Source organism: Chryseobacterium carnipullorum, assembly GCF_900142785.1.
Taxonomy (GTDB): domain Bacteria; phylum Bacteroidota; class Bacteroidia; order Flavobacteriales; family Weeksellaceae; genus Chryseobacterium; species Chryseobacterium carnipullorum.
This window is the reverse complement of record NZ_FRCD01000021.1, coordinates 45,727-70,029: the sequence shown is the minus strand read 5'-3', so window position 1 is coordinate 70,029 and position 24,303 is coordinate 45,727. Positions and strand designations below refer to the sequence as shown.

The 24,303-nt window shown below is 36.2% G+C and carries 20 protein-coding genes; 8 read left to right on the top strand and 12 right to left on the bottom strand.

Annotated elements, in window-relative coordinates; translation table 11 throughout:
* Nucleotides 1-168: 168 nt before the first annotated feature.
* From BUC06_RS20310 to BUC06_RS20290, 5 genes are all read right to left on the bottom strand, one after another.
* Nucleotides 169-1,896: an amidohydrolase family protein gene (locus BUC06_RS20310; RefSeq protein WP_073335956.1), complete on the bottom strand. Its 1,728-nt coding sequence runs from the start codon at nt 1,894-1,896 to the stop codon at nt 169-171.
* 692 nt (nt 1,897-2,588) lie between these two features.
* Entirely contained in the window at nt 2,589-2,930 is a 342-nt protein-coding gene (locus BUC06_RS20305) for a transposase (RefSeq protein ID WP_073335954.1), read from the bottom strand.
* The gene (locus BUC06_RS20300) at nt 2,906-3,274 is read right to left on the bottom strand and encodes a hypothetical protein (RefSeq protein ID WP_228423856.1); all 369 of its coding nucleotides are present in this window, start codon (nt 3,272-3,274) and stop codon (nt 2,906-2,908) included. Before BUC06_RS20300 ends, BUC06_RS20305 begins: the two co-directional genes overlap by 25 nt.
* 305 nt (nt 3,275-3,579) lie before the next feature.
* Nucleotides 3,580-4,086: a helix-turn-helix transcriptional regulator gene (locus BUC06_RS20295; protein WP_073335942.1), complete on the bottom strand. Its 507-nt coding sequence runs from the start codon at nt 4,084-4,086 to the stop codon at nt 3,580-3,582.
* Nucleotides 4,087-4,178: 92 nt separating this feature from the next.
* Nucleotides 4,179-5,507, bottom strand: a complete 1,329-nt coding sequence (locus tag BUC06_RS20290) for a helix-turn-helix transcriptional regulator (RefSeq protein ID WP_139263407.1) — start codon at nt 5,505-5,507, stop codon at nt 4,179-4,181.
* A 242-nt stretch (nt 5,508-5,749) separates the two neighbouring features.
* Here BUC06_RS20290 and BUC06_RS20285 point away from each other — a divergent pair, with 242 nt between their 5' ends.
* Nucleotides 5,750-6,409 carry a MarR family winged helix-turn-helix transcriptional regulator gene (locus BUC06_RS20285; protein ID WP_228423854.1) on the top strand — a complete coding sequence of 220 codons (660 nt, stop codon included), beginning with the start codon at nt 5,750-5,752 and terminating at the stop codon, nt 6,407-6,409.
* 199 nt (nt 6,410-6,608) lie between these two features.
* Here BUC06_RS20285 and BUC06_RS20280 read toward each other — a convergent pair whose 3' ends face one another.
* Complete coding sequence (locus BUC06_RS20280; RefSeq protein ID WP_073335936.1) at nt 6,609-7,310, bottom strand: type 1 glutamine amidotransferase domain-containing protein; 702 nt, start codon at nt 7,308-7,310, stop codon at nt 6,609-6,611.
* A 239-nt stretch (nt 7,311-7,549) separates the two neighbouring features.
* Nucleotides 7,550-8,122 (bottom strand): Crp/Fnr family transcriptional regulator, encoded by a 573-nt coding sequence (locus BUC06_RS20275; RefSeq protein ID WP_073335934.1) that lies wholly within the window; start codon nt 8,120-8,122, stop codon nt 7,550-7,552.
* Between the two features lie 365 nt (nt 8,123-8,487).
* On the opposite strand from BUC06_RS20275, the gene BUC06_RS20270 reads away from it, so the two are divergent.
* Both BUC06_RS20270 and BUC06_RS20265 read left to right on the top strand, forming a co-directional pair.
* Nucleotides 8,488-10,215 (top strand): sensor histidine kinase, encoded by a 1,728-nt coding sequence (locus BUC06_RS20270; protein WP_073335932.1) that lies wholly within the window; start codon nt 8,488-8,490, stop codon nt 10,213-10,215.
* Complete coding sequence (locus BUC06_RS20265) at nt 10,199-10,852, top strand: response regulator transcription factor (RefSeq protein ID WP_073335930.1); 654 nt, start codon at nt 10,199-10,201, stop codon at nt 10,850-10,852. Before BUC06_RS20270 ends, BUC06_RS20265 begins: the two co-directional genes overlap by 17 nt.
* 886 nt (nt 10,853-11,738) lie before the next feature.
* Here BUC06_RS20265 and BUC06_RS20260 read toward each other — a convergent pair.
* Nucleotides 11,739-13,055, bottom strand: a complete 1,317-nt coding sequence (locus tag BUC06_RS20260; RefSeq protein WP_073335929.1) for a sensor histidine kinase — start codon at nt 13,053-13,055, stop codon at nt 11,739-11,741.
* A 22-nt stretch (nt 13,056-13,077) separates the two neighbouring features.
* Nucleotides 13,078-14,421, bottom strand: a complete 1,344-nt coding sequence (locus BUC06_RS20255) for a sigma-54-dependent transcriptional regulator (RefSeq protein WP_073335927.1) — start codon at nt 14,419-14,421, stop codon at nt 13,078-13,080.
* A gap of 207 nt (nt 14,422-14,628) precedes the next feature.
* Between BUC06_RS20255 and BUC06_RS20250 the strand changes: the two genes are divergently transcribed.
* From BUC06_RS20250 to BUC06_RS20235, 4 genes are all read left to right on the top strand, one after another.
* The gene (locus BUC06_RS20250; RefSeq protein WP_073335925.1) at nt 14,629-15,876 is read left to right on the top strand and encodes an efflux RND transporter periplasmic adaptor subunit; all 1,248 of its coding nucleotides are present in this window, start codon (nt 14,629-14,631) and stop codon (nt 15,874-15,876) included.
* A gap of 29 nt (nt 15,877-15,905) precedes the next feature.
* The gene (locus tag BUC06_RS20245) at nt 15,906-16,628 is read left to right on the top strand and encodes an ABC transporter ATP-binding protein (RefSeq protein ID WP_073335923.1); all 723 of its coding nucleotides are present in this window, start codon (nt 15,906-15,908) and stop codon (nt 16,626-16,628) included.
* Nucleotides 16,629-16,761: 133 nt separating this feature from the next.
* On the top strand, nt 16,762-19,176 hold the full coding sequence (locus BUC06_RS20240; protein WP_073335921.1) for an ABC transporter permease: 2,415 nt from the start codon (nt 16,762-16,764) through the stop codon (nt 19,174-19,176).
* A 54-nt stretch (nt 19,177-19,230) separates the two neighbouring features.
* Complete coding sequence (locus BUC06_RS20235) at nt 19,231-20,526, top strand: TolC family protein (protein WP_073335919.1); 1,296 nt, start codon at nt 19,231-19,233, stop codon at nt 20,524-20,526.
* Here the strand turns inward: BUC06_RS20235 and BUC06_RS20230 are convergent.
* The 3 genes from BUC06_RS20230 to budA form a co-directional block, all read right to left on the bottom strand.
* The gene (locus tag BUC06_RS20230) at nt 20,521-20,820 is read right to left on the bottom strand and encodes a putative quinol monooxygenase (RefSeq protein ID WP_073335917.1); all 300 of its coding nucleotides are present in this window, start codon (nt 20,818-20,820) and stop codon (nt 20,521-20,523) included. The genes BUC06_RS20235 and BUC06_RS20230 overlap by 6 nt on opposite strands.
* Nucleotides 20,821-20,968: 148 nt before the next feature.
* Nucleotides 20,969-22,369, bottom strand: a complete 1,401-nt coding sequence (locus BUC06_RS20225) for an L-dopachrome tautomerase-related protein (RefSeq protein ID WP_073335985.1) — start codon at nt 22,367-22,369, stop codon at nt 20,969-20,971.
* A gap of 28 nt (nt 22,370-22,397) precedes the next feature.
* On the bottom strand, nt 22,398-23,168 hold the full coding sequence (budA, locus tag BUC06_RS20220) for an acetolactate decarboxylase (protein WP_073335915.1): 771 nt from the start codon (nt 23,166-23,168) through the stop codon (nt 22,398-22,400).
* Nucleotides 23,169-23,280: 112 nt separating this feature from the next.
* On the opposite strand from budA, the gene BUC06_RS20215 reads away from it, so the two are divergent.
* Nucleotides 23,281-24,123, top strand: a complete 843-nt coding sequence (locus BUC06_RS20215; RefSeq protein ID WP_073335913.1) for an AraC family transcriptional regulator — start codon at nt 23,281-23,283, stop codon at nt 24,121-24,123.
* Nucleotides 24,124-24,303 lie beyond the last annotated feature (180 nt).

The following is a 24,303-nucleotide window of genomic DNA, read 5'->3' as shown; positions in this document are numbered from 1 at the left end:
CTGTTATCAGTTAACCTGATTTACTTTATTTAAGCATACAAGTTAGCGAAATATCACATCAGGACCCGCTCAGGAAAATAGAAAATACTAATGACAGCGATATGAAATGACCTATAGCTTCAACGAGCATTACCAGTGCGGACTTTTCGTAGGGAAGATCATTAAAGACTAGTCAACATAGGCATGGATTTTATTATAAAGAAAACTCCTTGGATTAGTTCTCGTAATCAGTTCCAGCTCATGATCGGTCAGTCTCCCGGCAGTATCTGCCCACATCTGTTTATCACTCTTCTGACTGCGGACTACATAAAAATCGCTGCCATAAAGAATTCTGTCACTGATGCCGCTGTCTTTTTTCAGAAGTGATTTTAGCATCGGAAATATTCGGTCATCATGAAGGATATAGCTGATGTCTGCATAAACATTAGGATATTGTAGCATCATACTGTAGATAATGGCAAACCAGGTGTTATGACGCCACGAATTTTCCAAAGCCGTAGGAATGAAATTGATTCCTTTACCCTGCGGAGTTGTAAAGCCGTTTTCAGAAAGATAACGGTCACGTTCCATATATTTAGCCCATTCATCCTCACCACCGAAATGTCCGAAACAAATTTTCAGTTCGCTGAGATTCTTCTTAAGGGGCTCATCCCGGTTCGTATATCCGAATAGTGAATTCAATGCCTCGTCATTATAATGCTCAAGCAACAGTTTCAGATAATATTCGTCCAGCAGGCACAGGTAATTCAGCGGATGGGTAAAATTAGTAGAGAAATCACTATTGTTAAGTTCATAGAGTCTTAAAGGTTCCCGCTTTGCTTTTTCTCCCGTAGACTGTAAAAATACAGGATGGCTGTTCCATTCTTTCTTTTTATTTCCGCGATAATAGATGGTGCCTTTAATACAGTGATTCAGTACAGGGATTTGGTTTTCACACGCCCATAACATCAGGGGAAGCAGATCTTTGTCAAAAGGATAATAGCCAAGGGCAGGGTAGGTTTTAATTCCTCTGAAATCCTCTTTGATGATACAGTTTTTCATCTCATCAAAATAGGTGCGGTCATCATTGATCCTGCGCGGATCAGCAAAGACAAAGGGAATACAGGTTTTAGATTTGATTCGCTTAAGAGCCTTGAGTTCATTAAGCTGATTCATATAGTTTGATGGAGGTGTACCGGCTTCCATATAATCCATATCCATAGGAAGAACCACGAAACGGCCATCAGAAGGATATTGCTTTTCCAGCATACGGAAGATGGTCATTTGTTTTTTATGAAACGCAAACCTGCCGATACTGATATAACGCTTCAGATAGGCTGAGGTTTCCGATCCCGGTAAAAACCGCAGAAACTGAAACAGACTTCTGGCTATAAAGATCACCAGATTTCGTCCCGATTTACTGAGTACAAAGAGCAGCAGCACAATCAAACACCTTAATATGACCTGTTCAGGCGAAGGCAAAAGAAAAATACGCTGCATAAAAGTATTTAACTCTTCCACATATCCAAACCAGGCATGGTCATTAAACTTATCGGAAAGAGTTCCAAAAAAAAGAATAAGAAGAGTGTCTAAAGTTAAAATCACTCCAATAGGAAAGGTAATATAAGGAACTTTCTGAAGAAACCAGGTGATGCGGAAACGAAGGGATTGCCATTTTTTATAGGGACGCTGATACCTCCATTTGGCCGGAATTTTATAGTACCATCTGAAATACCCTACAATCAGTTTTATAGTCAGTACAAATCCAAGTCCCAGCGGCAAAAGCTTTTTACCAAGAAATGGCGGAATATGTTCCCCGGTAAAGGTGTGGGTATGACAATTAATAAAAGGAGGTCTTTTTTCAGCAGATGAATTTTGCGCATGCAGAGGTGTTTCCGGTAGTGTTGGGATACTCATTATTCAGGGGTGTTCGTTTTGCGCACAATTTACAAACAAATATTCAATCTGAATTCTCTTTTTTATTGTCGTTGTTAAGTCACTGAAAGGGAGTGTTTTTTTTGTCCTAAAATTCGATGGCAGAGGGCTGGCTGTTTTTGAAATGGCGTTTTTCCTGTTTACAAGATCCTGTCATTTATTGATTTTTCTGAGGGCCTGCAGGAATGAAATCAGGAATATAGGCATGCTCATTCCTCAATATCTGAACTATCATTTTGGGTAGCGATAAAATTTTATAAACCTCCTCTTTCCTGAAGTCATCATTTGTTATTTATAAAACCTAACTAAAAGAGGTGATAGGGGTGGAAAGAGGAGGAGGTAAAGTATCCAGAATGTTGTCGATCATCAGATTGGACATGATGCCAATCTGCACCAGTGTTATTGATATTATTTTGCTCTAATTCTATTTCTTACTGGGCTTTATCCTATGAATGTTTTTAAGTTGTTTATATCGGTTGGAAGAAATCTGATCTGGGCAGGCTGTTATTCCATTATTTTTTGCTGCTCCTTGGCTGTCTTAATTCCTGCATTGCCAAAGGAAATTGTGTAATGTGATCAAAAGGATTATTGATATTGTTTTGTTTTCATGCAGTCTGTTTTTTTATCTTTTGTTCCTTAGCGCCAGAGGACAGAACACAAAGAGGAGTCCTTTTTCATACCAAAAAATGCTTTTTCCATTTGGTAATAGTGTTTCTGCTGAGCTTAAAATAAAGAGCGGTTTGAATGTTATTTAAACGGTTAGTCTTCTGATAGTCTAAAATCTGGAGTATCGTAGATTGGTCATAAGAACGGTGTTTCTGATTGGGGATTTTGTCCTTTTCACTGTGGTTTTTGAAAATAATACTGTTGAGTCGGATCACATCCAGTGTGGAGAGGTTTTCCTTTTGCAGTAAAAGGACGCATTCGTTTTTCTTTTCAGGATGCTTGTAGAGAAGGATATCATTGAAAATTCTTTTATAATCCGGGACCGTTATTTTTCGTATTTCTTTATCCATCTGTGTAATGTTGATTTAGGGATCCTGTATTCAGTAATGATCTCCTCTTTAGTCTTTTTTTCAGTACGTACTAATTCTAATATGAATTCGATAATCTCCGGAGTATAAATATTCTTCCGGATGTTGAGCTGAGTCTTATTAACCACTTTACTGGGTGGTGTGGAGGGTGCATATAATATTAAATGCTGCGTATAAATTCTGAAAAAATCATATTCCAGTATTTTACAGAATTGAAGCAAAAGATCGGAGTCTACTGTTTCGGCTTGCAACAGGCTGTTCATATCCTTATCTGTGCAACCCATATCAGCAGAGAGATCAGAAACTTTTATTTGTAATGATTCCATCCGATTTTTTATCAAATCGCCAATATGTATGTTTTTAAAATCCATGAGTATTTTTTATAACCAATTTTCCTCATCTTATTTTAGCAGTATTAATTTTTCATAATCATAGTCATCTCATACTGCCGTGTAGAAAATTTCAGAGAATAGCTGGAAATTGTTGAGATAGAGGGTGCTGCACTTGCTGTATTATGTGAGCAAATTTATAGTATATTTTTTCTGTAACAGTGTTTTTGAGTTACTACAAAATCACTACAAAATGACTACAAGATGGTATTTAGTGTCTGTTTTTACTGTACTTGTGTTTTTTAGACGCTGATACTCTGTATAAATTGATTGATATCTAAATTACTCTGGATTCCCAGTTTCTTTTTCAGCCTGTATTTTTTGGTGTGAACTGTTTTTTCTTCTACATAGGTGTATTTGGCAATCTCTTTGTTGGAGAATCCCAACCTGATCATAGCAGCTAATATGATTTCAGATTTAGAAATGGAAGGATTGATAGTAATGATTCTTTTCGTAAATCCCGGATAGGATTTGTTAAATTCACAGATGAATCTACCTTCACTTTTGAGTAATTCTACGATTTCTGTACTGGTAATACTTTTATATTTTTCCTGGGGAGTATAGCTATTTTGTCGACCTTTTAAATAGTGTGATAATAAAATATCATTGATTAATTTATTATTCAGTGCCATTCTTTTGTATTTTCTGTTAGAAAGGGTTGATTTAAAAAGAAAAAGAATGAGATAGTATAGGATGTATGTTGTTGAAATAGTGATGGATAAGAATAATAATAAATGCGGTTCTTTCATACAGTGTCAAAATTTTCGCGAATTTATAGACTTAGGTAAAAAGAACTTGGTAAATGTGTACTACAAAATCACTACATTTTCATTTCTGGACATTATTCCTCAAAATTTTGAATAAAAATATAAAGATCCTGTTCAGATGGCAGCGATATTTTTTTCCTTAAACGGTACTTCTTCATATAGATCGTTTTTGTTTCCACGAAAATGTATTTTGAAATATCTTTACTGCTCATGTCCAGAAAAATATAGGTTGCTAAATACAAATCCGACTTGGTCAGATTTGGGTATTTCTTCAGTAAATTTGAAGTAAATTTGGGGTAATGATCCTGAAATGTCTTAAAATATAAAGGATTATTCGTTTTTACCATCTCAACCAGGGACTGGTTGATCTCTAGTTTTTTATGAGTCAGGATATGTTGATTTTCTATCAGTTTTTTGTTAATCCTTTCAATTTTATTTTTTTCTGTCCTGTTTTTGTATAAAATGTAGAAAAACGACAGGCCCACCATAAGAAATGAACCCATTACGAAATAGCTGTTTTTAGATATTTTTGTATGTTCATCATTGACTATTGTTTCAATCACCTGATCCATTGTATTTTTAAAATTAGTGTGGATAGAATCATTAATGATCAAATACTTATTAGAATAAAGATGATACTGGGATCGGTCATTGGTATTTCTGTAATTCTGCTTAAGTAATAAATAGGTTTCTCTGATGAAATGTTTCCTTTTTAAAGATTCCCATAACCGTAATGAATAATTGCAGTACGCAATGCTTGAATCATAGTTTTTCTTACAGAATAAAATCTTTGCTTTTTGAAGATAAAGGAATGCTTTGTTATCGGGACTAGGATCGATATCCACCATCTTTTCCGACTCCAGAATATAATGATCTGCTGAATCTGTTTTTTTTAATTTCTCAGCATGAAATGTTCCTATCCTGGCAGAGTTCTGAGGGGTTTTGTGTATGGAATGATTCATTTTGAGGTAATAAATCATTGAGTCATATTCTTTTCGTGCTTCAAAAATATCAATCTTATAGGTATTAATCAGGCTTATTTTTTTTGACCTGAGTTTCTGATTCTTGATTTTTCCGGCAAAGTAGTTTCCCTTATTAAGGTAGTAGATAGACTTCGAATACAGACTGCAGTATCTTAGAATTTCACCGTATTCTGTGTAATAGCCTGATAAAAGATAAGGATCATCTATTGAACCCAAGTAAGTTTCTAAAAATTTTAGTTCTTTAAAACTTTGGTCATATTGATCCAGGTCACAATATAATCCGGCGTTCAGCAAGTGTCCGTTAAAAATTCCTTTTTTGTAATTAATTTTTGATGAAGCCTTAATTAAGATTTCGTTATAATGTATCGCATGTAAGAATTCACCTTTTAATCTATACTCTTTGTTTTTAATGGTGTACAAACTGTCGATTTTTTTTTCAGTAGCTTTTGTAAAAATGAAATAGAATAGGAATAATATTGAAAAAAAAATCTTGTGAGTCACCGCTTTGAGTTTAAGAGTAAAATTATTATAAATTGAGTGAAAAAAAGAATAGTACATTAATGTTTTTATTAATGGATTAATACGATAATTATTTATATTGATTTAGTGAATTATTAGTATATTTATACAGCGAAAATCTACCTATGGTTAATTATTTATTAGTGAAAAATTTGATTGAGTTATCCGAAATTTTTGAAAATCAAAATAAATCAAGGCTCTATGATAATGACATCAATGGTTTTTTAGAATGGACGAATAAAGAATTTAAAACTAAAGTTGCTTCAAAAGTGGAAGAACCGGACTGGGAAGGCAAAGAAGAGGGGAGAACTCCCGAAAGTGTCATTTCCACTTTATTGGTTCATCTTAACAGATATGCCAAAATGTATTCAAAGTCAGCTATTTCCGGTTCAGGTTTTACAACCCAGGAAGACTTTATTTATCTCATCAATCTTAAGGCATTTGGTGCGATGACCAAAACCGAGCTTATCAAAAAGAATATCCATGATAAACCGGTGGGTAACCTTATCATCAACAGGCTGATCAAACAGGGTTGGGTAGAGCAATGCAGCTCCAGCACCGATAAAAGAGCCAAAGTGATAAAAATCACGGAAAAGGGATTGCTTTCACTTGAAAATCAGATGCATAAAATACGCCAGGCTACTCATATCGTAACGGGTGATCTTCACTATTCTGAAAAGATGGAGCTGATTCGAATTTTAGACAAATTAGATAAATTTCACCATCCTATATTTTCCAGAAACATTGATGCCGACCATCTCATCGATAGGGTTTACAGTGAATATCCGGTTGGAAAAAACTGATGACAGGAAATTGTACAGATGCGTCAGTAAAGCACACATAAAAACGTAAAGAACTTAAGAAGTTCTCTAAAAACCGTTATGCCAGCTGGGTTTTGATACTGTAATATTAAAAGTCTGCATGTTATAGGCAGACTTTTAATAATTGTATTTTTGAAGTCATGAGATAATCAGATTATCCATCTTAATCATTGAGTTCCTGTTATTTTTTACTATTCAGCAGCTCAATAAGTTTTTGAGCAACCGCGATTGAGGATCCCGGGTTTTGTCCGGTAATCAAATGTCCATCCTGTAAAACATAGCTGTGCCAGTCATCAGTTTTGCTGTATATTCCTCCCAATTTTTTCAATTCGTCTTCTACCAGATAAGGAACGATGTTGGTCAATTGAACAGCCTCTTCCTCTGTATTTGCAAATCCCGTTACTTGCTTTCCTTTCACCAATGGAGATCCGTCCTCGTTTTTTACGAATCTTAGGACTCCGGGAGCATGACAAACGGCTGCTACCGGCTTACCTTTTCTGTAAAAAGCTTCGATCAGAGCAATAGAATTTTTATCATTGGTAAGGTCCCAAAGTGGTCCATGACCTCCAGGATAAAAAACAGCGTCGTAATCTTCTTCATTTACGTCACTAAGTTTCAACGTGTGTGAAAGTTTTTCCTGCAAAGCTTCGTCTGCATCAAAACGTTTGGTTGCTTCTGTCTGAAATTCCGGAAGTTCACTTTTGGGGTCAAGAGGCGGTCTGCCACCCAGTGGTGAAGCCAGGGTAACTTCTGCACCTCCTTCCGTAAGTGCGTAGTAGGGAGCTGCAAATTCTTCTGACCAGAAACCTGTTTTAAGTCCTGTATCACCTAACTGATCGTGTGACGTAAGTACAATAAGTACTTTAAAAATGGCTGTATTCATTATTTTTAATTTTAAAATTGATAGACTATTTTGTATTGGCAGTTACTTTATTGAAAGCAAAAGATACCTATTACTGATGTAGAGAAAAACGTTCCAACTAAATAATATGAATTTTCGTATCCCTCTATTTTTTCCTGTCTGTAAATAACAATACGAAGTTGAGGCAAAAAGAGGAGATTATGGTGTGACCTACATCACTTTACCGGAAGCATGTGCTTTTTTGTGATATAGATCACTTTTTAGGATTGGTACAGGCGGCTTAAAGTCTCTCTTGAAACTCCCAGATAGGCTGCAATTAACTGTTTGGGAACAAGATGATACAATTCAGGATGTTGCATCATCAATTCTTCATACCGGCTGCGTGCATTATTATTCAAAAGAGAAAGGATTCGTTTTTGTAATCCCACATACCCTCTGTTGGAGCGCCAGCGCAGAAAATGTTCTATTTCATGGATTTCCCTGCAAGCCTTTTCCCTGTCTTCGCTGTAAAGGCACAAGGTATGGGCGTCTGCCACACAATCTACACTGAAAGATGCTTTTTCATCATTGTACAGGGCATTATAATCCGAAGCCCACCACATACGTGTTGCAAACTGGAGAATATGCATTTTCATACTGTCGTTCGTATAAAATGTTTTTAAGCAACCGTCCAGAACAAAATACTCTTGATCTACTTCATCACCTTCCCTGATCAGGGTTTCCCCTTTTTTAAAAGATTGAGGTTTAAACAAAGAAAAGAAATAATCAAACTGCTCATCGGTAAGATCGACGACTTTATTAATATGGGTTCTCAGAATTTCTTTTGCATTCATATGATGATACTATTATACAAATATACTTGATGTTGACATTTGATGGACACATTTCCTGTGATATATGGAAAAATTGTGTTTCGAAATGTAATAAAACTAAGATGGAAATTTCATATCTTTTATCAAAAATCCCTTTACTGAAAGAAATTCTCAGGTTCTATGAATTATGATTAAATAAAGCAAGATAAATTCTCTCTGTTTTATGAGGTATTTGCTATTATAATAAGACAAAAATTACTTTAACTTTGTAATTAAATGATAGAGATCCATTGCTCAGCTTTTGGCAGTGCTGTATGATCATATAAATAAAACTAAGGGCCAACAGACTTAAATAATCAGAAAATTAATTTAGCTGATAAATAGATATGAAAAGTAAATTCTTAAATTTTAAATTGAGGAAGATTGTTCATTACTCATTGATCGCTTGTATTCTATTGATACAGGTTATTATAGCCGTCTTTTTTTATAACGAATTTGTCAATGAAAAGAAACTGAATTTTATCAAAGAGCGACTGGAAGAAAGCAGAGCGTTGGGTGGATTGACGGATGATTCCAGAAAAGATTTCATGGATGCCCAAAATCACCTTCAAAAATACATAATCAGCCAGGATGATAAAGATCTCAAATTATACTTTCAGTCCATGCGAAAGCTTAAAAGCAATTTTGATAAAATAGGCGAATACGAAAGCATAAAACCAAGATTGAAAAGTAAACTGGCTTTACAGGAAAAAGATACGTTGCAGGTTAATAGACTGAAAACATTAATAGATTCTGCTTATCAGTCTTCTCTGAACCCTCCGGCAAAGGTGGATGACAAGCCTTATGAACTTAAAAAATATAAAAATAATTTCGATAATCTGAATATAGAAACCCGTACCTATTCCGATACCATTAAGAAGAAAGGCTTTATGGGACGTTTGAAAGATGCTTTTTCGGGAAAAGTGGAAGTTCAGAAACAAAGTACGGTAATCACCCTGACCAACAATAAAACGGTAGATCTGTCCAACATAAAAACTGAAATGGATAATACCATAAAATCTATGGATAAACATTACTCAGATGAAGTGAGAAAGGTTCAGTCTGATGCTGTGAAACACCAAAGAGATAATGCTCAATTTTACAGTAATTTTAGTAAGTTGTTGGTTTACAGTAATGGACTGATTAATGTCTATGAAAATGCCATCAGAGAATTTAAATCCGAATTGGAGAAAGAATACAACAAGCAAAGTTCAGACAATAATAAATTAAGAAAATATCTGGTCCTGGGATTAATGGTCTTAATGTTCATTGTATCCATTTTGATCATGTATTTTACAAGAATGGCGTTTATTTATGAGTTCAAATTAAATGCAGCCAACGGAGAGATCAAAAAGAGTCTTACTTTTAAGAACAGAATTCTGGGAATGCTGAGCCATGAACTCATGTCGCCGTTGAAAATTATTAATATTTTTATCGATAAGATCAACAGAACGACAACGGATGAGACTACGAAAGACTATTTGAAATCTATCAAATTTACCAATAGCACCTTGCTGATACAATCTAAACAGATTTTAGAATATACGAGAAATCAGGAGACCGAAAATAAATTGATCAATACCGTCTTTAATGTTAAAGATGAAATAAATTCTATTTTTAAAGCCGTTAAGCCTTATATCGAAACCAGAAATAATAAATTTATGGTGACGGACAGAATACCTGAAAACCTGATCGTCAATTCGGATCCTATCAAAATCAACCAGATCTTTATGAACATTCTGGGGAACGCCAACAAGTTTACAGAAAACGGACAAATTGATCTTACCATCGCCACAGAAACGATTGATGATCATAGAATTAAACTGACCGCAACAGTAGCGGATACAGGGGTCGGAATATCAGATTCTGATCTGGAAAAAATCTTTGAGCCTTATTATCAGGGAATGATATCCGAAGAAATTGATAATTTTGGCGCAGGTCTGGGATTAAGTTTGTGTAAAGAAATTATAGAACTTTTCAACGGTGAAATATCGGTTTCCAGTAAATTACACAAAGGAACAAAAGTAACATTCAGTATTAATTTAAATATCAATAATAATGGGAATTCCAATTGAAAATAAGGAGATCGTATTCCTTTTAGCGGATGATCACAGTATTGTACGTCAGGGGATGGAGATCCTGATTGATGAAATTGTTCCCAATTCCAAAGTATATCATACTTCATCTTTGCTGCAGATTGTAGAACTTGTAAAATCAAAAGAAATTGAAATAGCCATCATTGATGCTCACTTTCCGGACGGCAATAGCCTGCATATTTTACCGGAAATGAAAAATGCAAATCCCCATATTAAAATTTTAGTCTTTACCGGACTTGAAGAAGATCTGCATGTGCTAAAATTTATAAAAGCAGGGGCCAACGGATATGTCAGCAAATTAAGTGAAGAGGAGCAGATCAGACAGGCCATCTCAGACATTGTACACAAAGGCGAGTATTTTTCTGCCGTTTCCCGTAATTTAATGGTACAGTTTGTTCACAATCCTGAATTAATTAATCCTCTTAGCCGCCTGACGAACAGAGAACTGCAGATTGCAGAAATGTATGCCGATGGACTGGGGAATCTTGAAATTGCCAATCAGCTGGATATTAAGCAGAATACCGTCAGTACAATTAAAAAAAATATCTTTGATAAATTGAAAATCGAAAACCTCGTTGAGTTGATTGATTTGGTCAAAACCCATCATAAAATATAAGTTTTCTAAAGTTCAACCTTTTCCTTCTTTGCCGGATAAATTATAGTGTCGATAAACTTCTAGGCTTTTATCGATATATATCGATGCTTCATGTGGCGTATTTTATTCTGCAATGTTGTTACTTTGTACCAGAAATAAAAACCAAATGAACACCGCACAGGAATTGAAAATACTTTAGTTTTTTTAATCCCTGCCCAACTGAAAAAAGAAGGTAGCTGTAAAGTAACACAGTATAGCTGCTTAAAAACGAAGTGATGAAATTAAAATAAGTGTATCTGTAACCTTGGCCGGACTTCTTGAAAGCCACTCTTAAAAAAACACAAAATTACAATAGAGAAGTCAAATAGGTGGGTAGGTTATTTAATACAGAAAAAAAAGGGGTTGTCCAAAAGGGGGAACCTCTTTTTTGTTATAAGAGTTTCTTCGTATTTTATTCAATCTTTTTTTCGATAAACATCTAGGCTCTTATCGATATATATCGATGCTATTTGTTCGGCAATTAATCAGGTAAAGTTGTTACTTTGTACCAGAAATAAAAACCAAATGAACACCGCACAGGAATTGAAAATACTTTAGTTTTTTTAATCCCTGGCCAACTGAAAAAAGAGAGTAGCTGTAAAGTAACACAGTATGGCTGCTTGAAAACGAAATGATGAAATTAATATAAGTGTATGCATAACCTTGGCCGGACTTCTCGAAAGCCGCTCTTAAAAAAACACAAAATTACGATAGAGAAGTTAAATAGGTTCATAGGTTATTCAGTACAGAAAAAAAGGGGTTGTCCAAGAAGGGCAGCTTCTTTTTGTTTTTTAAGAGGGTTTGAAAATTTTCGGGAAAGTTTAAACGATAAATGAAATGACAAGGATGTAAAATTCTGGAATCATTTTTATTGTAAAAACCACATTTCAAAAGAACTTCCTTCTTCCTCTGAATGGTAGATTAGATAACCTCCATGGGCTTCCATAATGCTTTTCGAAAGTGTTAAGCCAATTCCCGAACCTCCGTCTCTTGTTGTAAAAAACGGAAGAAATATTTTATTTTTAATTTCATTCGTAATCCCTGAACCATTATCTGTTAATGTGAGAATAACCCGGTTGTTTTGTGACTTTATGGACGTTTTGATCATCTTTTGTTCCTTTTCAGAGACCGCAAAGATAGCGTTGAGATAAAGGTTGATAAGGCTTCGCTCAATCATTTTCACATCTGCAGAAACAAAATGTTCTTCCAGATCCAAAACCAGCTGAATATTATTCTTTTCAAATTCGTGCTTTAAAAAATTCACTGCAGATTCCGTAATTTTTTTAAGAGAGACATTTCTCAAAATTGGTTTTGGCAGTTCTGCCACCTGACGGTAATTATCAACAAAATTGAGGAGCTCTTTGGATTTTGAAGTGATGATCATCAGACTTTCTTTCATTTCTTCCTGATCTTCCTTACTCACCGTATCCTGATTACTGATGTATTCAAGATTCTGGATAAGACTGTTCACGGGAGTTAATGTATTTAAAAGTTCATGAGAAATCACTTTCATGAGGTTGTTCCAGGCCAGTTTTTCTTTTTGTTCAATGATTTTCTGAACAGATTCTAAAGTGATGATATAGAAACTATGCTGAACATTTTTCACCTGTTTCGTTCTCAAGGAAAAAGATTGCTTTGCATTTTGACGGATGGAAATATCAAGAAAGTCCTGTGAACTTTCATAATTTGTCTCCTCAATAATCCGGTAAAATTCAGGGATTTTACTGGCATACAGTTTCCATGAGTTATATTTTGGAATTTCAAGAATATTCAGGAAGGTAGGATTCACATAAAAGACTTTCCACTCCTTATCTGCTTCTGATAAAATCATCAGACCGATATCCATTTGATCTAAGATACTCTCATATAGTAGTTTATAGGAAGATAGGGAAAGGTGCTCGTTTTTACTCTGATAATATAATTGTACACTGCTGTTTATTAATTCAGAACCTTCTTGTTTGGGAAATAATGAAAAATCTTTTTTGATGATGGATTGAACGATCCTCTCTGTTTTTGCAATTTGAGATAAAAATGAAGAATTTACTAAAAGGATTAAAATTAAAGTCAGGGTAGAAAAAAGAAGCACATTAATCCACTTTTCGATCAGGAAAAAATGATAGCATAAAATTCCACTGGCAATAGCAAGTGATAGGTAAATGAAGCGGAGGTAATTATTTTTACTCATTGAAATCTAAAGATACATGAAATTATAATCCGAATTTTTCCATCCTTCTGTATAAAGCAGCTCTCGAAAGTCCCAGATCTTCAGCAGCCAGAGAGATGTTGCCCTGATGCTTTTTCAATGCTTTTTTAATCAGCATTTCTTCCATTTCTTCAATATTAAGATTGGTGATCGTGCTTTCCTGTTCTTCCAGCTGAGGCATTAACAGCTGAAGATTTTTATCATTGGATAAAATAACACTTCTTTCGATACAGTGGTCCAGTTCGCGGATATTTCCCGGCCAGGGATAATTTTTGAGCTGAGATAAAAGGGTTTCTGATAATTCTAAATTCGGCTTATGGTATTTCTGTTTGTAGCGGTCTAAAAAATAGGTCGCAAGTAGATTGATATCTTCCTGTCTTTCTCTCAAAGCCGGAATATTAATTTCCACTGTATTGATTCTGTAGTATAAATCCTGACGAAACCTATTTTCTGCTACCGCTTTTTTCAGATTCTCATTAGTGGCAAAAATAAAACGAACATCCAGCATCCTTTCTTTCGTCTCCCCAATTCTGGAGAGTTTTCTGTTTTGGATCAGGCTCAGCAGTTTAGTCTGGAGCTGAAGCGGCAGATTGCCTATTTCATCCAGAAAAACGGTTCCATTCTGGGTATTTTCTATTTTTCCGGCATAATCCTGATGTGCATCTGTAAATGCTCCCTTTTTATAACCAAATAATTCAGCCTCAAAGAGATTCTCGGAAATACTTCCCAGATCAATATGTACAAAAGGCTCATTTTTCCGGTCGGACTGCTCATGAATAGACTCCGCCAGAACGTATTTTCCCGTCCCGTTTTCACCCAGAAGAAGAATGTTGGCATCTGTAGGAGAGACCTTTTTTATCTGATCAAGGATCTCCTGCATTTTTTGTGAGTGACTGTCCAGCTGATACTGATTGCTTTTTTGATGGATATTTTCCCATTGGCTCAGCTTTTTGTTTTTTCGTGAAATATCCACGGCAAGATTGACAGAAGCATACAGTTTTTCATTATTCCATGGTTTGAGGATAAAATCAGACGCTCCTTTTTTTAACCCCTCAATGGCCAGTTCCACTTCACCGTAAGCCGTCATCAGAATGACAGGAAGCTGCGGTTCGAGTGTTTTTATTTCATTCATCCAGTACAGACCGTCCTGACCATTTTCAAATCCTTTTCGGAAATTCATATCCAAAACAACAGTATCGATCTGGTGTTCAACGATGAATTTCAGAATTTTTGCGGGATGGCTCAGGCAGCTTACCTCCGTGAAAAATTTCTTCAGCCAAACCCTTGCAGAAAATAAAATATCTTCATTATCATCTACAATCAATATATGAGCTTCTTTTTTACGCATATTATTTAAAAAAAAATTAATTAAACAGAGAACTCATCACACAAAATTAAGGCTTAAGTGTTCATTTTCGCACAAAAAGTGTCCGATAATGAACAGTTTTTACAAACCCTCTTAACGCTTTATTTCAGATTGTCAAAGACTTACAGATTTATAATTTACTGGCATCTGGATTGTGTAATTAATTGTAAGCAAACGAGTTATCTTATTATGGATACGAAAATAGTAAAAAAGAAATCTAAATTGAAAATTGTTTTAGTCGGATTGACAATAATAGTGGCAGGATCACTGTTCAGTCTGTATTTTGTCAAACAAAAAAAAACGTATAATGTTTCAGCGGAAGACATTCAGATGGAAGAAGTCACCCGGGGAAAGTTTGAAGATATGCTGATGCTTACCGCGCAGACCCAATCTCTTAATTCCTCTCTGGTGAATGTTTTGGAAGGAGGAGCCATCAAAGAAATATTTGCCGAAGACGGACAGATTCTGACGAAGGGGCAGCCCATTGCGCAAGTCTATAATCCCAACACAGAATTTAATTATCTGAATCAGGAAACAGGAATCATGCAGCAGATCAGTCAGATGAGAAGTACACTTCTTGAACTTAAAAATCAGGAATTCGCTCAGGACAAAGAACTGTTACAGTCTCAGAATGATTACAATACGGCTTTACAGTCGTTTAATCTACAAAAACGTCTTTATGATGCTCAAATCGGAAAAAAGACAGATTATGATATCAGCCTGCAGAATCTAAATTATCAGAAACAAAGAAAATCAATCGTAGAAAATGGAGCTTTTAATGAAAAAAAATCCAGAAGCTCGCAAATGTCTGCGGTGAATTCTTCAATCAGTCAGATGGAGAAGAGTCTTCAGATCCTGCATTCCAATAAAAATAATTTCCTGATCATGGCTCCCGCTTCGGGAAGGCTGTCATCATTTAATGTTTCGATAGGTGAAAACCTGACCACCGGACAGAGTATTGGTAAAATCGATTTGATGGACGGCTATAAATTAGTGGCAAAAGTAGATGAATACTATATCAATAAACTGCAAAACGGAATCAAAGGAAGTCTGGATAACGACAGTAAACAGTATAGCGTGATCATCACTAAAATTTTACCGGAAGTAAAAGACGGACAGTTTTCTGTGGAACTTAACTTTACAGATGTAAAACCACAAAACCTGAAAATAGGGATGACTTTTGGCGTTAAAATGAAACTTTCCGCAGATACCCAAAGTGTCATGGTTCCAAAAGGTAACTTTTATAAAGATACGAACGGCAAATGGATCTTTGTAGTGAAAGGAAATAAAGCAGAAAAAAGAAACATTGTTTTAGGCCGTGAAAATCCTTTATTTTACGAAGTAGTTTCAGGATTAAAAAGCGGGGAAACCGTGATTACATCTGACTATTCAGATATTAAGAAATATGAAATCCTTGAGATTAAAAACAAAAAATAATTAACCCTCACCTTTAAATAAGAATCAAAATGATCAATGTTCAGAATCTTTCTAAAATCTACAAAACTGAAGACGTACAGACCAATGCTTTGAATAACATCAGTCTTCATATCAAAGAAGGGGAATTTGTAGCCATAATGGGCCCTTCAGGCTGTGGAAAATCTACATTTCTTAATATTCTCGGCTTGCTGGATGATGCCTCTGCAGGTTCTTACAAATTTGCAGATGTGGAAACTGTAAAAGCAGGAGAAAAAAAGAAATCCGCTATCCGAAAGAAAAATATAGGCTTCATTTTCCAGAATTTTAATCTGATCGATGAGCTGAGTGTGTATGAAAATATAGAATTACCATTAATCTACAACGGAGTTTCCTCTTCTGAAAGAAAAAAAAGGGTAGAGGAGATTATGGAGCAAATCAATATCGGTCACCGGGCAAAGCATTATCCTCAGCAGCTTTCAGGAGGACAGCAGCAGAGAGCAGCCGTAGCAAGAGCGCTGGTTACGAAACCGCAACTTATTCTTGCCGATGAACCTACCGGAAATCTTGACAGCTCCAATGGAAATGAAGTCATGAATCTTCTCGCAGAACTTCATAGAGAAGGGTCTACCATTATCATGGTAACCCACTCTTCTTATGATGCAGGTTTTGCTTCCAGAATTGTTAATATGAAAGACGGTGAAATATTTAATGAAGAACACGCTTCCCAGAGAAAAGATATTTTTGAAAAAGCGGAAGCTCAGGAAATCCGGTAGTTAGACCATTCTTTAACTCATTATATTGTCAAAAACTAGTAACCGTGGAAGCTCAGCTTCTTTGATGTCAGGTGTATTTTCAACCTGAATACGGTTGGAAATATGCCTTCATCAACTACAAAATTATACGATCATGCTAAATAACTGGCTTAAAATAGCTTTCATCAATTATAAAAAAAACTGGTTGTCTACTGCAATCAATTTATTCGGACTTACGGTAGGTCTTACCGGCTTTATGCTGATTCTGCTGCATTGGAATGATGAAGAATCATTCGAAAAATGGAATCCTAAAAAAGATCAGATTTACTATTTCCAAAGTTACTACAAGACAGATAATTCTTATGGGAATAATATCTCTGTTCCCATGGCAAGACGGGCCAAAGAAGTAATTCCGGGAGTAGAGGATTATGTTTTGTTCAATGGTTCCGGAATAGGACTTAAAATGACGACTAAATACAAAACAGTCTATCAGCAGGAAGGAATGACCGGGACGGAAAGTTTTTTTAACTTCTTTCCTTTCAAATTGGTTTCTGGAACCTATAAAAATGCTTTAAAAGGAGAGGGCGTGATTGCGTTGTCTACTGTTGCGGCTAAAAATCTTTTTGGTACCACCAATGCCGCCGGAGAAAGCGTCAAATTTGACGGAAAAAATTATGTCGTTACGGCAGTTTATGAGCTGCCGAAAGATAACAGCCAGATTAAACCGCAGTTTATCATCAACCCGGTACAGCAGATTAAAGATGATGAAAAGAACTGGGGTAATTTCAATTACGGCTGCTTCTTTATGCTTAAAAAAGGAACTAATATTGACGATTTACAACAAAAATTTTTAAAAGAGATTTTTGAGTACAGAGCGAAGCTGGACAAAGATTCCTCCGGAATGACACCTCAGCAATATCTGGATCTCTATGGCCCTACCGGGAGTGTATTTACTCCCCTTGACGAAATAAAGCTTCATGCAAAAGCATCCTGGTTTGGAAGCCCTGACTTTAAAACCATCATGATATTGTTTACACTTTCTGTCCTGATTGTTGTTTTATCGGCTATTAACTTTATCAATCTGAAAACCGCGCAGGCTTCTCAACGTGCTAAAGAGATCGGCGTAAGAAAAGCCATTGGAAGTACAAGATCCAATCTGATTGTTCAGTTTTTGATGGAAACCTTTGTGATTTGTATCGCTTCTTATTTGCTTTCACTGGCTTTAACGGAACTTCTATTACCAAGTTTCAACAAGTTTTTTGATAAAGAAATGAAGATGAATGACTGGCATATCTATTTCGATTCTTTCGTGATGGTTATTCTGGTGACATTAATCTCCGGATTGATTCCGGCTATGTATCTGTCCAACTTCAAAGCGATAGAAACCCTCAAAGGAAATTTCGCAAGAAGCAAACATGGAATTTGGCTCAGAAACGGAATTCTGACTTTACAGCTGATTATTTCCTCATTCTTCATTATTGGCGGACTGATTGTCAATCAACAGGTGAAATATATGATGAATAAAGACCTTGGGTACAGCGGTAAGCAGATTTTGATAATTAACTTCAGTGAATCTAATCCAAAATCATGGCTGAAGTATGAAAGACTTAGAACAGAGATGAGCAAAATCCCGGGCGTGGCTGAAGTTTCTTATGGTGAAATAGTTCCCGGAAGCAACAGGTCCAGCAGTTCAAATGTGGATTTTATGGATAAAAGTATTCAGGCTCAGCATGGATCTATGGACTACAATTACCTTCAGTTTATGAATGTAAAACTTAAAAAAGGCCGTTGGCTGGATCATAATCTTTCATCTGACACCATCAACAATGTGTTGGTTAATGAAGCTTTTGTAAAGAAATTCGGATGGAATGATGACGAAGTTTTTAAGAATGAAATCCGCCCGGGATTTGACACCAAAAAATATAATATTGTAGGCATTGTAAAAGACTTCAATATCAGAAGTTTGAGAGCCGCAATAGACCCCGTTATATTTTTTCATTACAAGGAAACAGAATGGAAAAGATTAAATGTCTATAATATTCAGCTTAAAATAAAACCTGATGATATTGACGGTACTGTAAAAAGAATTAAAAAATACTGGTCAGGATCAGTAGAACCTGGATATCCTTTCGACTATTTCTTTGTGGATCAGAAATTTGCCAAAACCTTTGAGAAATACAAGAGACAGCAGACCCTTTTCACCATTCTGAATGCGATGGTACTCATGGTGGCATTACTAGGGTTATTTGCATTGTCTTCACTCATGATCGAACAGAAGCTGAAAGATGTAGCGATTAAAAAGACATTAGGAGCTTCCGATGGAATTTTAATTATGGGGCTGACAAAACAATTCCTATGGATTACCTTAGTGGCTGTTCTTATCAGTATTCCGATCAGTTACTACCTCATGAACGAATGGCTGAAAGATTTTGCTTACCGTATTGATATGCCGGTCTGGCCATTCATGATAAGTCTTGTTGTTCTCCTTGTTTTAACATTTGCAGTAGTGAGTATTAAAGCCTATAAAGCGACAAAAGTAAGTCTTGTGAAGTATCTTAAATATGAATGATATTCATTCTGAGTATTTATTTTTCTTTAAAATTCATTTAAATTAATCTTCTGCATGAAAAATTTTATTTTCATATTTTTTGTCGGGCTATTTCCTGCGCAGCAATCATGGAACCTTCAGCAATGTATGGATTATGCTGCGGCCAATCATCCGCTGGTAAAACAGGCAACGGTAAACATTAAAAAAAATGATCATCAGATTGCAGCCTCAAAAGGAATGTTATTACCTTCTGTAGAGGCTGGAGTAGATCATAGTTATAGTTTTGGCTCTTCCATTAATCAGTCCAGTAACCAGAGAGAAGTACTCAATACACAATACGATCAGCTGAAGGCTCAGGCCAATATTGAGCTTTTCAACTGGCGGAATTATGTGACTATTTCTCTTTCAAAACTGAACAAAGAAACCAGTTCTTACAGACTTAAGAAGGCTCAGAATGATGTGAAATTGAATGTCATTCAAAACTTTTTCAGCTACCAGAACAGTAAAAGCTGGCTTAATGTTCTGGAAACTCAGATTTCTGGAATGGAAGAGCAAATTAAACGAACAGAAAAAGAAGTGGAAATTGGAAGCCGCTCAAAAAGTGATATCTATGATATAAAAGCCAATTTAGGAACGTTGGAGGAACAATGGGTAACGGCAAAAAATCAACGCGACCTGGCCAAAATTAATCTTCTTAACGCTTTAGCCGTCACTCAGGACTCTGTAGATTTTGTGATGAATAATGAGTCGGCTTTAGCGGAAGAAGACTTTGATTATTCTGATTTTACCAAAAGATTATTAGAAAATAATCCCGCCTACCAGACCGTTCTTGCAGAAATCAAAGCTCAGGAAAAAACGGTAAATCTTGCAGCCTCAGCCTATTTTCCAACCCTTAACGGAAGCTATAGCTGGTCTACTTTTTATAACAAATCTTTAAATAATAATGCTTCTACCATCAGTTTTTCTGACCAGTTGACCCAAAACAAAAACCAGTCGGTGTTTTTTGGACTTACTATTCCTATTTTTAATAAGCTTCAGGTCAAAAACAATGTAGAAGTTGCAAAATTGAATGTCATCAATTCCACTTATGATAAAGAATTGATTGTCAATAATCTGACCCAGACCATTAATTCCATCAAAGCCCAGTTTTTAAATGCTCAGGAAAAGTACGGCCTTTTAGAATCTAATTTTGAAAACCAGAAACTCTCTTTTCAGAAATCAGAGGAAAAATACAAAGAAGGCCTCATGGATGCGTACACCTTCTTTGTGGTGAGAAACAATTGGCTTCAGGCCAATTATAACCTGATCAGCAGTAAAAATGACGTCATTCAGCAAACGGAATTGCTGAAAATACTGAAAACCGGATTATAAGATCTTGACAAGTTCGATGAGCTGTATAGGTTCACTCATCAGCTCATCCATTTGTACTGCAAAGTTCTTAAAATGAACAGTCTCAATATGGAAGTCAAATGCTGCTTTGTCTCTAAAAGCTTCATGCATATAAAAGGTACCTTCATGATTTTTATCCTCAAAAAGAATATAATAAAGGCATCCCGGTTCGCTTCGTGTAGGATTGATAAGTTCCAGCAAAGCTTCTTTTAATGCCGTTCTTTTTCCTTCTTTAGCTTTTAAAACGGCTGTTGATGTAAATTGTTCGTTGATCATTATATTTTAATTATATTATTAATTGTTTTTTTTGAATCTTCATTTTTTGTAACCACTGCCGGTGAATGCACGAGAATTTCTCTTTCATGGAGGAATCATCGAAGATTTGCCGCGGTGGTTAAAAAAAATTAAAGTACAGGTCTTCTGATTAAAGTTTAATCCTGTAAATAAAATAAGGAGGTTTCCCCTGATCCGGTTGTCCGGAAAATGCCGTTGTCGTATTCAGTTGATTCACGGAAATATATAAATAGCCGTCTTGAGAAACCGCTACATTATCCGGCCATTGCAATCTTCCGTCTTTAACGACTTCACTCAATTGTCCGTTAGCATCCAGCTTACTGATGCTGTGTCCGCCAAGATTGGTAATGTAATGATTACCATACTGATCCGTAGCAGCGCCATCACTTACAGGCTTATCTCCAAACTTTTGAATAGCATTACCGATGATCTTGTCATCAGCATTTCCACGGAAAAGCTTTGCAGGAACCTGATACCAGGAAGTACCGTTCATTGATCCAAAGAACAGGGTTTCCCTGTCATCAGAAAGAGTAATGGGATTAACGGCTACACGGGATGGTTTTCCTCCAAAATCGATTACTTTTCCATCAATGATCATATCTACATCTTCGGATTGTAAAGCTTTGTGACCGCTAAACCTTCTTGCTTTTTTCGTTTTCAGGTTCAAAGCGATAATGCCTGGATTAGCAATATCCGCAAGGTAAGCCCAGCCATTTTTTTCGTCGATAGCTACGTCCTGCACAAAGCTTCCCTTAGGCGCAATGTCAGCAGGCAATTCAATTTTTTCCGTCACCATATTTTTCTTCAGATCAAAACACCACAGGCGGGTTGTTCCAAGTTCAAGACCCATGTCGATCATCCATAGACGGTTTTCTTTATCTACCGCTACCCCAAGAGGAGTATCGAACTTTTGATGATCTGCCTTACCTCCGTTTTTTTGAAGTTTTTCTGAAGGAAACGGAACTGGCTTACCGTTTACAATTTCTACAAGCTGCTGTTTAGGTGATGCTAAAGGATGAATGGTTGCAAAGACACGCCCGTCGCGGCTTACCGCCACATTTCCAGGTCTCACCTCATTGAACTGCGCAACGATTTCAAGGGGATTTCCCTGTTGCTTAAGATAACTGGCCGTTCCGTCTGTCCAGTCCTTACGCACCGGAGTGAAAAAGTCCAGGTCCTCCGTACCGTCTTCCAGGCAGAAAAACTCATGGGTAATTCCTCCAGGGATGATTAGCACACCGCCAGCTTTGACAATATGTTCTTTGTTATTCATCAAAACCCTTACACTGCCTTTCGTAATATAAGTTACCTGCTCATTAGGGTGCTGATGCGGCGGAACGTGCGCCCCTTTGTCCATTTTCCAGAATGCAAAAGTACTTTCCGCTCCCGAAACCCATTTGCGCTGTAAGCCTTTACCTACCTGCTCCCAGGTTCCTTTATTGAAATCCGTCTGCAGGACTTTTTGCTGTGCAGAGATTACACTGAATGAAATCAGAGCCAGTGGTAAAAGAATTGATTTTCTTGTCTTCATTAGATTGAACATTTATTTTTTAATTAATTTAATACTGTGCTTTTGCTTCAGAAGTTGTCCAGGTTCTCTGATAGCCTTTATCGTTGCTGTTCGGAAGTATCACTTCGTAAGCATTTTTCTCGTCGAGCTGAACGGTAATTTTTGTATTGGAAAAATTTCCTTCTACCATATGTCCACCGCTCTTTTTATCATCTGATATAAAATGGAAATGAAACGGTGATAAATCCAGACCACCTGCATATCCGGGATTGTAAAAACCTACAAGAGTTCCCCTGATGTTCTGTTTTTTATACAGCGGTCTTGTTTTCATGAAAGAAGCAATACCTGTCGTATCCTTTTCATCTACTTTGATAGCTCCGCCTAAGGTTATACTTGTGAAAGAAGCTTCAACTTTTACGGCATAAAACCGATTGCGGGAAGGTAAAATCTTTAGTAATTTTTGCTGAAAGTCTGCAAAAGTACTGATGTGTTCCATCACAAAGGCCTGATCTTTTCTGAAGAAAGTAAATGAACCGAATGGGACTTTTCTTTGCTCATCCGCCTTCTCAACGGAACCGTCAGTCGCTATTCGGAATATATTGTCGTCCAGCGCGATCAGCTCGCCATCCAGAAAATTATAAGTTCCCAATCCGAAGTCTCCTTTTTGTCTGAGTTCCTTCACGGTGACATCACCGGTATACACTCCGTTTCTCATGGCATCCATGGAAGAGTAGTGGTAAATTTTATCTTCAGTCTGCTGTGCATGCAGTGAAACTGAGAACATAGATAACAATGTTATCCTTAATAATGTTTTTGTCATAAATCAAAATGTCTATTTGATTAAGCAAAATTATACTGATTTTTAGCAGATTATTGGTATATTGTTTCTATCTTTTTGTATATTTTTGCTCTGTAGATAAAATACCATTTGTATGAACCGCGATGTATTATACCAACCTTACAGCATTCACTTTGAAACCTTAGATGTTTTTCCGGAAAAGGAAAGCAGGAAGAATTTTTTTGAACTTGTTTTTATTTTATCTGGAACAGGGCGCCATTGTATTAATAAGCATAGCTTTTCGTATTCAGCCAATCATATGTTTCTGCTGACGCCTCAGGATTGCAGTCAGTTTTGGATCGATAGTACAACTAGATTTTTCTTTCTGCAGTTCAGCAATATCTATTTAACAGACAATCGTATTTCAAAGGAAAATATCAAGAGGCTTGAATTTATTATGGAAAATGCCAATCACAAACCCGGCTGTATTCTAAAAAATCAAAGTGATAAAACCCTCATCCGTCCGATGGTAGAGGCATTGATAAGAGAAGCGGTTAACAGAGATGTTTACCACAGTGATATCACTGCTCAGCTGGTCAATACCCTGATTGTTCTTGTAGCCCGTAATATTGCCAAATACCTGCCTCAGAAAATAGATGAAACTTCCGAGTCACGCATCATAAACATCTTGAATTATATTCAGAGCAATATTTACGAACCCGAAATGATCCGAACGGAAAGTATCAGCAAAGCTTTTGGGTTTTCAGAAAATTATCTGGGTAAATATTTCAAAAAACACAGCGGCGAAACCCTGCAGTCATACGTTAATAATTATAAAACCACCCTGATAGAGCATCGGCTGAAACACAGCGACAAAAGAATCAACGAAATTGCAGATGAACTGGGGTTTACGGATGAAAGCCACCTGAATAAATTTTTTAAAGCTCAGCGCGGGAAAAGTCCGAAAGCTTTCAGACTGGAATTTGTAGAACAGTAAACCAGACATTTCAATACCCGTTACAGGGCTGTTTCAGTTGCTTTAATAGGTATTGAAATATCTGGAAAGTTAGTGGGACTGAGAGTAGAATATTTTTATGCAATAAACTGTCCTGACGAAAAGTAAGTATTCGGGAAATACCGATGTAAAGGTTTTAAGCATGACATGGATCGTACAACA

Bases quoted from the DNA above. Each gene is read 5' to 3' on its own strand.
- BUC06_RS20310 (WP_073335956.1), bottom strand. From the start codon at position 1,896: ATGAGTATCCCAACACTACCGGAAACACCTCTGCATGCGCAAAATTCA.
- BUC06_RS20305 (WP_073335954.1), bottom strand. From the start codon at position 2,930: ATGGATAAAGAAATACGAAAAATAACGGTCCCGGATTATAAAAGAATT.
- BUC06_RS20300 (WP_228423856.1), bottom strand. From the start codon at position 3,274: ATGGAATCATTACAAATAAAAGTTTCTGATCTCTCTGCTGATATGGGT.
- BUC06_RS20295 (WP_073335942.1), bottom strand. From the start codon at position 4,086: ATGAAAGAACCGCATTTATTATTATTCTTATCCATCACTATTTCAACA.
- BUC06_RS20280 (WP_073335936.1), bottom strand. From the start codon at position 7,310: ATGAATACAGCCATTTTTAAAGTACTTATTGTACTTACGTCACACGAT.
- BUC06_RS20275 (WP_073335934.1), bottom strand. From the start codon at position 8,122: ATGAATGCAAAAGAAATTCTGAGAACCCATATTAATAAAGTCGTCGAT.
- BUC06_RS20270 (WP_073335932.1), top strand. From the start codon at position 8,488: ATGAAAAGTAAATTCTTAAATTTTAAATTGAGGAAGATTGTTCATTAC.
- BUC06_RS20265 (WP_073335930.1), top strand. From the start codon at position 10,199: ATGGGAATTCCAATTGAAAATAAGGAGATCGTATTCCTTTTAGCGGAT.
- BUC06_RS20260 (WP_073335929.1), bottom strand. From the start codon at position 13,055: ATGAGTAAAAATAATTACCTCCGCTTCATTTACCTATCACTTGCTATT.
- BUC06_RS20255 (WP_073335927.1), bottom strand. From the start codon at position 14,421: ATGCGTAAAAAAGAAGCTCATATATTGATTGTAGATGATAATGAAGAT.
- BUC06_RS20250 (WP_073335925.1), top strand. From the start codon at position 14,629: ATGGATACGAAAATAGTAAAAAAGAAATCTAAATTGAAAATTGTTTTA.
- BUC06_RS20245 (WP_073335923.1), top strand. From the start codon at position 15,906: ATGATCAATGTTCAGAATCTTTCTAAAATCTACAAAACTGAAGACGTA.
- BUC06_RS20240 (WP_073335921.1), top strand. From the start codon at position 16,762: ATGCTAAATAACTGGCTTAAAATAGCTTTCATCAATTATAAAAAAAAC.
- BUC06_RS20235 (WP_073335919.1), top strand. From the start codon at position 19,231: ATGAAAAATTTTATTTTCATATTTTTTGTCGGGCTATTTCCTGCGCAG.
- BUC06_RS20230 (WP_073335917.1), bottom strand. From the start codon at position 20,820: ATGATCAACGAACAATTTACATCAACAGCCGTTTTAAAAGCTAAAGAA.
- BUC06_RS20225 (WP_073335985.1), bottom strand. From the start codon at position 22,369: ATGAAGACAAGAAAATCAATTCTTTTACCACTGGCTCTGATTTCATTC.
- budA (WP_073335915.1), bottom strand. From the start codon at position 23,168: ATGACAAAAACATTATTAAGGATAACATTGTTATCTATGTTCTCAGTT.
- BUC06_RS20215 (WP_073335913.1), top strand. From the start codon at position 23,281: ATGAACCGCGATGTATTATACCAACCTTACAGCATTCACTTTGAAACC.